7 protein-coding genes are annotated in these 8,839 nt (G+C 75.0%); 4 read left to right on the top strand and 3 right to left on the bottom strand.

What is annotated here, in order from left to right; translation table 11 throughout:
• Positions 1–59: 59 nt before the first annotated feature.
• Together ACWGKI_RS20000 and ACWGKI_RS19995 are read right to left on the bottom strand one after the other, a co-directional pair.
• Complete coding sequence (locus ACWGKI_RS20000; protein WP_452189372.1) at positions 60–1,358, bottom strand: DUF6716 putative glycosyltransferase; 1,299 nt, start codon at positions 1,356–1,358, stop codon at positions 60–62.
• Positions 1,355–2,431, bottom strand: coding sequence for a hypothetical protein (locus ACWGKI_RS19995; RefSeq protein ID WP_380244744.1), 1,077 nt, complete (start codon positions 2,429–2,431; stop codon positions 1,355–1,357). Before ACWGKI_RS19995 ends, ACWGKI_RS20000 begins: the two co-directional genes overlap by 4 nt.
• A 193-nt stretch (positions 2,432–2,624) precedes the next feature.
• Between ACWGKI_RS19995 and ACWGKI_RS19990 the strand changes: the two genes are divergently transcribed.
• Positions 2,625–4,076 (top strand): glycosyltransferase, encoded by a 1,452-nt coding sequence (locus tag ACWGKI_RS19990; RefSeq protein WP_452189370.1) that lies wholly within the window; start codon positions 2,625–2,627, stop codon positions 4,074–4,076.
• Between the two features lie 22 nt (positions 4,077–4,098).
• Positions 4,099–5,385 carry a CDP-glycerol glycerophosphotransferase family protein gene (locus tag ACWGKI_RS19985; RefSeq protein WP_452189368.1) on the top strand — a complete coding sequence of 429 codons (1,287 nt, stop codon included), beginning with the start codon at positions 4,099–4,101 and terminating at the stop codon, positions 5,383–5,385.
• Between the two features lie 6 nt (positions 5,386–5,391).
• Here ACWGKI_RS19985 and ACWGKI_RS19980 read toward each other — a convergent pair whose 3' ends face one another.
• The gene (locus ACWGKI_RS19980) at positions 5,392–6,663 is read right to left on the bottom strand and encodes a CDP-glycerol glycerophosphotransferase family protein (RefSeq protein WP_452189366.1); all 1,272 of its coding nucleotides are present in this window, start codon (positions 6,661–6,663) and stop codon (positions 5,392–5,394) included.
• Between the two features lie 176 nt (positions 6,664–6,839).
• Here ACWGKI_RS19980 and ACWGKI_RS19975 point away from each other — a divergent pair, with 176 nt between their 5' ends.
• Both ACWGKI_RS19975 and ACWGKI_RS19970 read left to right on the top strand, forming a co-directional pair.
• Positions 6,840–7,838: an ABC transporter permease gene (locus ACWGKI_RS19975; RefSeq protein WP_452189364.1), complete on the top strand. Its 999-nt coding sequence runs from the start codon at positions 6,840–6,842 to the stop codon at positions 7,836–7,838.
• Positions 7,831–8,790 carry an ABC transporter ATP-binding protein gene (locus ACWGKI_RS19970; protein WP_380244749.1) on the top strand — a complete coding sequence of 320 codons (960 nt, stop codon included), beginning with the start codon at positions 7,831–7,833 and terminating at the stop codon, positions 8,788–8,790. Before ACWGKI_RS19975 ends, ACWGKI_RS19970 begins: the two co-directional genes overlap by 8 nt.
• Positions 8,791–8,839: the final 49 nt, after the last annotated feature.

Raw genomic sequence — 8,839 nt, 5'->3', positions numbered from 1 at the left:
CACGTTCTCGACCCCGAGAACGTGCGTAACCGCCTGTTCGGCAGCCCTCAGGGGGCGGGTCAGCGGGGGAGGGTCAGGCGCTGCGCGACGGCGACGGGCAGGGCGGACCGGACCACCGTGTAGGCGTGCCGCGGCCACGACCACGGGCGCACGTGGACGGGCGGCAGCTCACCGGAACGGGAGCGGCGGGCCAGGTCGTGCACGGCAGCGGGGAGGCCGGACGGCGCGGTGTGCAGGTAGTGCTCGTCGCTCCACACCGGGTCGGGGGCGGGGCCGCCCGCGCGGAGGGTGGCGGCGACGTCCTCCAGGCGGCGCAGGCAGCCCGACGCGGCGAAGGGCTCGTTGAGCTGGTCCGGCCCGACGCCGAAGTCGGCGAGGAACACGGTGGGCAGGCGCCGGGCCAGCGACTCCAGCCCGGCGGTGGAGCTGACCGTGAGCAGGGCCGTACCGGGCGTGAGCTGGTCGGCCATCGGGCCGGTGACGAACGTGACCGCGCCGGCCGGCCGGCCCAGGCTGCGGTGCTCCGCGGCCCAGAGCGCGTCGAGCGGGTGCGCCTCGTTGTGGGTCTGCCGCTCGCCCGCCCGGGCGCGCAGCTTCACGACGACCTCGAGGCCGTCGGCGGCGAGGCGCGCGAGGCCGTCCAGCAGCGCGACCCGCTCGGCGCGGGTGGCGGGCACCTTGGCCTGGGCCGCGAGCACCACGCGCCGCACGGCCGCGCCGGGCGGCGCCGCGGCCTCGTCGAGGAACGGCAGCCGGGTGAGCACGAGGTCAGGCCGCGCGCCCTGGCGGGCGAACGCCTCGACGTACGGACTCACCTCCACCCGCGCGTGCACGAGGAACGCGTCGCACCAGCGCCGCCACCCCGCGCCCTGGGGCGTGGCCGGGAGCGCCATCCCCGGCAGCCCGGCCAGCAGGGCGGGGCGCCGGCCGGCAGGCAGCGCCCGCACGACCTGTCCGGCCACGAGCTCGGCGACCGGGCCGGTCGCGGCGACGAGCACCACGTCCGGCCGGGTGCGGCGCACCAGGCGGCGGAGCGCGCCCGGGCCGAGCACCGGCGGCCGGCCCACGCCCGTGCCGCTCACCGCCGCGGCGGTCTGACCCGCGGTCGGGGCGATCGGGGAGCGCACGACGACGGCCGACACGTGCGGGCCCTCGCCCGCCGCCGGGCCCTCGAGGCCGTCCGGTCCGGGGCGGCGGGAGGCGACGTCGTCCCGCAGGCGGGCGAGGGTCCACACGGCCCACTTGAGGTAGGAGTCGGAGTCCGCGACCGCGAGGACGCGGGGCGCGCGCCGCTCGACGCCGGGCAACGGGTCGACGGTGCGGGACAGGACGCGGGGGAGCGGGCGGACGAGCGTCATGCGGGCGACACGACGGCGGCCGTCGACAGGTCGCGACCGCCGGCGGGGCGGCCGAGGGCAACGGCCGCGCCCGGCGCCACTGTCGCGGTCGCGGTGGCGGCGGACTCCGCGGCCGCGCGGGTGGCGAGGGCGTGCGTGCGCCCGAGATGGCGGCGCAGCTCCGGCGTGGCGCGGTCGGTCCACCAGGCGTCCGGGACGCCCTGCGGCGCCACGACCACGCCGCGCGGGGCGAGCAGCCGCGACAGGGTGACGGCCGACGTCGACGGCAGCATGACCGTCCGCTGGCCGGGCCGCAGGCCGCGCAGGCGGATCTCGACGGGGGCGCCCGGCGCGTCCACCGTGACGCCCGGCAGCCGCTCCAGCAGGGCCGACACGAGCGGGTCGTGGCGGCGGTGCGGGACGTAGCGCACCGGCCCGTCGGCGGCGATCCCGCGCACCCAGGCCGCGTAGCGGTCGGCGTGCACCAGCCCGTCGGCCACGAGGGCGGAGCCGACGACGACGGTCGACTCGGCCGGCGCGTTGCGCTGCGGGCGCGAGCGCAGCCACGCGAAGTCGTGGGGCCGCACGGCCACGCCGAGGTCGCGCAGCCCGGCGAGCGTCTCGTCGTCCAGCGGGATCGTCGTGCACAGGGTGAGGCGGCCCGCAGCGACGACGCGGCGCAGCCGGCGCGCGGCGAGCGCGCCCAGGCCGTAGCGCAGCGGGTCGGGCGGTGCCGTCAGCCGGACGAGGGGGGAACCGGTGAGCACCCGCCGCGCCAGGTCGAGCGTGGCCAGCCCGTCGTCGACGACGACGAGGCGTTCCGGCGGCCGCGGCGCGCGCAGCAGCGCGGCCTGAAAGGCGCCGGAGAACGGGTCGCCCACCACCACGGTGTCGTCAGGCAGCCGGCGGGGTGCGGGCGCGGGCGCCACGTCGAGCCCGGCGGGCAGGCCCAGGGCGCGGACGGCGTCGATCCCGGCGGTGAGGGCCGGGACGTCGGCGCGGGCCAGCACGCGCGTGGTGGCACCGGCGTGGCCGGCGGCGTGCGCCTCGACGGCGCAGAGCAGCTGGAGCGGGGACTCGACGAGCGCGGTCACGCCGCCAGTCTCACCGCGGCGTGCGACGCGCAGGGGACGACGGCGTGGCCGCAGGGTGAACGTTGGGCAGCGCGGCCCGCCGCGGGGCCTGCCGCAGGGACGGCGCACGGACGGCGCATGGACCGCGGCCGGCGACCGCGTCCGTGTGGCCGTGACCGCCGGAGACACCCTCGGGCGCCCTACGATGGGCCGGATGCTCGCGAGCCCCGGACCCCAGACGACCTCGCTCCCGCCCGGGAGCCACGCTGCCGCGACCTGGACGATCCCGGACGACTACGGCGGCATGACGTCGGCGCTGCTGCGCCGGTCGCGCGCGTTCGTCCAGGAGGCGGGAGTGCCCGTGCGCGTCCTCACCTTCTCGCCGGACCTCGACCTGGACGCCGCGCGCGCGATGCTCGAGGAGCGTGGCGAGCTGGTCCCCGGCCTCACCCTGCACAACGTGTGGCACGACGTGCGGTCGCTGCCGGACGAGGACGTCGCGCCCGGCCGAGGCGCCCGTCCCGCCGAGCGGCCGCGCGCCGAGCCGGGCGAGGTGGTGCGCACGGAGGAGAGGGCGGACGGCGAGGTGCTGCGCCAGCTGCACTTCCGGCCGGACGGCACGCTCGCCGCCGTGGACGAGCACGGTGGTTCCCGCCGCATCACCCTGTACGCCCGGGACGGCCGTCCCGGGCGGTCGTGGGCCTCCGCGTGGGCGCTCTACCGGCACTGGCTGGACGTGGTGCTGCCCGAGCGGCCCGCCTACGTCGTCGTCGACAGCAAGACGCTCGTGAAGTTCTTCGCCTCCGTGCAGCGACGCGACCTCTACACGGCCCACCTGGTGCACGGCGCGCACCTGTCGGCGGCGGCCACCGACGCGCACGGCCCGCTCACCGTGGCACGCACGCCGCTCGTCGAGCACCTCGACGACTACGACGCCGTGGTCTTCCTGACCGACGGGCAGCGGCGGGACGTCCTGGACCGGGTCGGTCCGCGCGACCACGCCTACGTGGTGCCCAACAGCACGGACCTGCCGGACGGCCCGCTGCCGGAGCACGCGGACAAGTACCGCGGCGCCGTCCTGGCCTCCCTGCACGGGCGCAAGCGGGTGGGTCAGGCCGTCATGGGCCTCGGGCGCGCGGCGCGGCGGACCGGCCTCGACCTCACCCTGGACGTGTACGGCGACGGCCCGATGCGGCCGCAGGTGGAGGCGCGCGCGGCGAAGGTGCCCGGGGTCACCCTGCACGGCTTCGTCCGGGGCGCCGCCGACCGGCTGGCCGACGCCTCGTTCCTGCTCCTCACCAGCCGTGCCGAGGGGCTGCCGCTCGTCTTCGCGGAGGCGATGGCCCGCGGGTGCGTGCCGATCGCGTACGACATCCGCTACGGGCCGGCCGACATCGTCACCGACGGCGTGGACGGCTTCCTCGTGCCCGACGGCGACCTCGACGCGCTCGCCGCGGCGATCGAGCGCTTCGTCACGCTGGACGACGCGACGGTGCGCGGGATGCGCGAGGCCGCGGTCGCGACGGCCGCGCGGTACTCGGACGCCGCGGTCGTCGAGCGCTGGGCCGAGGTGCTGCAGGACATGACCCGCCACCGTCCGCCGTCGGCCCGCCGGCCGAGGACCCTGCGACGGCTGGCCGGTATGCTGCGACGCGTCCCCCGCTGATCGACAACGCCCCTGGAGACCCATGCCTGCGACACCCCGGGGCGCCACGCTGCGGCGCCGGATCCGTTCCCTGGGAGGCAAGGTCGTCCGGCGGCTGGGGCTGCTGCCCGGCGGCATGCCCGACGGGCTCGGCGAGGACCAGGCGCTGCTCGGGACGTCGTGGCCGTACGAGGTGCTGGTCTACTTCGCGGACACCCCCGAGGCGCTCTACCAGATCGAGCAGTGGTACGACACCTTCCGGGCGCTGCACGCCGAGCACCCGGTGGTCGTCGTCACGCAGGACTCGCGCACGGCCCGCGCGATCCGCCGGGACAGCGGCCTGGACGTGCGCACCGTGGCGCACTACACGACGCTCGACGACGTCCTGGGCCGGTCCGCGACAAAGCTCGCGCTGTACGTGAACCACAACCCCGAGAACTTCACCTGCCTGCGGTTCGGGCAGCTCGTGCACGCGTCGTTGATGCACGGCGACAGCGACAAGCTCGTCACCGTGTCGAACCAGACGAAGGCCTACGACTTCTCGTTCGTCGCCGGGCAGGCCGCCGTCGAGCGCATGGCGCGCTTCAGCACCCTGTACGACGCGCACGCCCGGTGCGTCCCGGTGGGCCGGCCCCAGCTCGACGACCAGCTGCGCCTGCGTGCAGGGACCCCGCGGGGGCCGCTGCCCACCGTGCTCTACGCGCCCACCTGGGAGGGCGGGCAGCCGTCGGCCGAGTACGGCTCGGTCGCGACGCACGGCCTGGCGGTCGTGCGGGCCCTGGTGGAGTCCGGCCGCTACCGCGTGCTCTACCGCCCGCACCCGCTGACCGGGGTGCGGGTGGCGGCCTACGGCGACGCGGACGCCGCCATCCGCGACTACCTCGCGAGCGCACCGGCGCCGGCGGAGGGTCCGGCGCACGGCACGGACACCCACGGCGACGTCGCGCCGGCCTTCGCCGCGGCGGACCTGCTGGTCTGCGACGTCTCCGGCGTCGCGATGGACTGGCTCGCCACGGGGGAGCCGATCGTCGTCACCCGGCCGGTGGGCGACGTCATCATCGCGTCGAGCCCCCTGCTCGAGCTCGCCCCGCAGCTGCCGGTGTCCGCCCTCGGCGACGTGGTCGCCACGGTGGACCGCGAGCTGACGCAGGACCCGACGCGCGAGCAGCGCCTGGCGCTGCGGGAGCACTACCTGGGCGACACGGCGCCCGGGGCGTCCACGCGCCGGTTCGTCGCGGCGTGCGAGCGCCTCATGGAGATCCGCGACCGCGAGGTCGCGCGGATCGCGGCCGGGGAGCCGCCCGCCGGGGAGCCGCCCGCAGCCGGCTGACCGGTCTCAGCCGGCCGACGTGCCGGGGTGGGCGGCGACCATCGCGTCGCGGCGCTCCACGCAGCCGTCCACCAGCTCGAGGAAGCGCCGGCTGCTCTCGCCGCGCACGAAGCCGAAGTAGTGGTCGCGCAGCCGGACCCGCTCGTCGTGGTGGGGGTCCGCGGCGAGGTTCGCGGCGAGAAGGCCGGCGACGTCGCCGACGGAGTCGCCGTCGACGATGTCCACCGCGCCGGCGACGGGCGCCTCGGCGAGGATCCGGGCGCGATCGGTGCGCCGGTCGGTGAGCACGATGGGCGCGTCGGGTCGCAGGTAGAGGAAGTCGAGCCCGACGGACGAGATGTCGGTCACCAGCAGGTCGGCGTCCTCGAAGAGGCCGAGGATGTCGGCGCCGAGCGGCTGCGCGTGGGGGGCGCCCGCGGCGGCGAGGAGACGCACGATCTCGGTGTGCGCGGCCACGATCGCGGGGTCCTCCGCGGTGAGCACGCGGGGGTGCGGCTTGTAGACCACGCGGACGTCCGGGCGGGCCAGCAGGGCGCGGACGATCGCCACGCCGTAGCGGTCCAGGGACGTGTAGTTGTTGGCGTCGTCCTCGCCCGACCAGGTGGGGGCGTACAGCGCGGTACGACGGCCGGGGGCGGCCCCCAGCACGGGCGGGACCTCCAGGTCGAGCTGAGGGCGCCCGCACACGACCAGCCGGTCGAGGTCGAAGTTGATCAGCGCCCGCCGGTGCCGCTCGACCGCCGCCTGCCCGGCGACGACGACGTGGTCGTAGGCCTTGGCCTGGTTGGAGACCATCGAGATCTTGTCGGACTCGCCGTGGTTGACGTGCACGTGCAGGGCGCGCTGGTAGATGAGCGACTGGAAGTTGCGCCAGCCGTTGTTCACGTAGATGACGGTCTTGACGTCGATCTGCTCGTAGAGGCGGCGCAGCCCGTCGAGCTGGAGGGCGAACAGCACGGGGAGGTGGGTGGTCGCCCGCAGCTCCTGGGTGAGCTCCCAGTTGCGGGTGACGACGGCGAGCGGGTGGTGCTCGGCGACGCGCTCGAGCACCGGCAGCCACTGCCGCAGCTGGTAGGCCTGGTCCGTCGTGTCCGCGAAGTAGGCGACCACCGGGTACAGGGGCAACCCCTCGATCGGAGGGGAGAGCTCGGGCGGCTCGTCGCCGAGGGCGCGGGTCATGGCCTGCTTGGCGCGGACGCCCGCGCTCAGCAGCGCTCGGGCGGCCGCCCGGCGGGCACGCTGCGGCAGGGTGGGCTGCGGTGGGACGACGTGCGGCATCGGTGTCTTCCTGGAGGCGGGTCCGGGGGCGGGCCTGACGGCGCACCGAGTATTCCACGGTGCCCCGGGCCTATTGCGGGCACTCCCGGGAGCGTTTTCGGGGTGGGCTCCCGCTGTACTATCGACGGGGCCTGTCAGCCGCGGGCCGTACCTCAGAAGACGGGTATGCAAGTTACGTGACCACCGACACCACCACGGGCGCCGCGTCAGGCGACCGCGGGAAGCCGGGGCCTGGCCGAGACACGCTCCGCCCCCCGGACCCGATCGTGCCCGGCACGTCGTCGCAGGAGCGGCAGGCGATCGCGGAGCAGTACGGGCTGCGCCCCATGGGCGTCCGGCCCCCGCTCGGACGGTACGTCCGCGACGTCTCCTCCCGCTGGGCGTTCATCCGCGTGCTGGGCACGGCGACCGCCTACTCCAAGAACCAGAACAACTATCTGGGCCAGCTGTGGGCAGTCCTCAACCCGCTGCTCAACGCGATCGTCTACGTGCTGATCTTCGGCGTGCTGCTCAAGGCGACCCGCGGCCTGGAGAACGCCATCGCGTTCATCACCATCGGCACGTTCCTGTACCGGTTCTTCGAGCAGTCGGTGCACGCCGGGTCGCGGTCGATCGCGCAGAAGTCGAACCTCATCCGGTCGCTGCACTTCCCCCGGGCCGTGCTGCCGATCGCCCAGGTGGTGTCGCTGCTCACCACCCTCGCGCCGGCGCTGCTCGTGATGCTGGCGATCGTGCTGCTCAGCGGCCTGCTGCCGACCTACGCAAGCGTGCAGGTGACGTGGAGCTGGCTCCTGCTGCCCGCGCTCGTGGCGCTGCTGTGGATCTTCAACACCGGGATCGCGTTCGTCGTGGCCCGCGCCGTGGCGATCACGCCCGACCTCGACAACATCCTCGGGTTCATCCTGCGCCTGGTGATGTACGGCTCCGGCGTGATCTTCCCGGTGACGCACTACGTCGACAACCTCCCGGAGAGCGTCCAGGGCTGGGTCGGCCCGATCCTGGAGTACCAGCCCATCGGGGTCTTCCTCTACCTGGGTCGCTCGATCCTGACCCAGGAGCCGACGATGCCCCACGAGCCGTGGATGTGGGCGTGGGCGGTCGGCTGGGCGATCGTGGCGTTCATCGCCGGTTTCATCATCTTCTGGCGTGGAGAGGAGCGGTACGGCCGTGACTGAGTCCGACCTTCATCTCGACGTCGACCTCGACGAGGAGTTCGAGCCCGAGGACCTCGCGGGGCCCAAGCCGGTCGCGACCCTCGGGGACCCGGTCCTGGTCGTCGACGACCTGCACATCGTCTACCGCGTCTTCGGCGGCAAGGCGAAGCAGGTCGCCGCCAAGGGCGGCGCCAACGTGCGCGAGGCCGAGGCGCCCAAGCGCTCGTTCCTGCGCCGGCTGGTGAGCTCGACGTCCCAGCACGTGGGTGCGGTGAGCGAGGTGCACGCCGTCCGCGGCATCTCGTTCGTCGCCCGGCACGGCGAGTCCATCGGCATCGTCGGCATCAACGGGTCCGGCAAGAGCACGCTGCTGCGCGCGATCACCGGCCTCATCCCGCCGAAGTCCGGCTCGGTCTTCGTGGCCGGCGAGCCTGCGCTCCTGGGGGTCAACGCGGCCCTCATGCCGCAGCTGTCCGGGGAGCGGAACATCTGGATCGGCGGTCTCGCCCTCGGGCTGACGCCGAAGCAGGTCGAGGAGCGCTTCGACGACGTCGTCGACTTCGCCGACATCGGCGACTTCGTCTACATGCCGATGCGCACGTACTCGTCCGGCATGGGCGCCCGGCTGCGGTTCGCGATCTCGTCGGCGGCCACGCCGGACATCCTCATGATCGACGAGGCGCTGGCCACGGGTGACGCCGCGTTCAAGGCGCGCTCGAAGGCGCGCATCGACGAGGTGCGCAAGAACGCGGGCACGATCTTCCTGGTCAGCCACTCGATCAGCACGATCGAGGCGATGTGCACCCGCGTCCTGTGGGTGCACCAGGGCCAGCTCGTCAAGGACGGGCCGACCGACGAGGTGCTCGAGGAGTACCGCACCTTCGTGCGCGCCCACCGGGAGGCGAACTCGTCCGGTCGAGCCGGGGGCGTCGGCCCGCGCGCGCGGCGCAAGAAGAAGGCGGCGCAGGACTGACCGCACCCTCGTGAGCACGGCTCGAGCCCGCCCGGACCAGGTCCGGGCG

This window comes from Isoptericola sp. NPDC055881, from assembly GCF_053615895.1.
Note: the sequence above shows the minus strand (reverse complement) of the source record. Positions and strands in the feature narration are given on the sequence as shown.

Coding starts and splice junctions, on each gene's coding strand:
- ACWGKI_RS20000 (WP_452189372.1), bottom strand. CDS start 1,358: ATGACGCTCGTCCGCCCGCTCCCCCGCGTCCTGTCCCGCACCGTCGAC.
- ACWGKI_RS19990 (WP_452189370.1), top strand. CDS start 2,625: ATGCTCGCGAGCCCCGGACCCCAGACGACCTCGCTCCCGCCCGGGAGC.
- ACWGKI_RS19985 (WP_452189368.1), top strand. CDS start 4,099: ATGCCTGCGACACCCCGGGGCGCCACGCTGCGGCGCCGGATCCGTTCC.
- ACWGKI_RS19980 (WP_452189366.1), bottom strand. CDS start 6,663: ATGCCGCACGTCGTCCCACCGCAGCCCACCCTGCCGCAGCGTGCCCGC.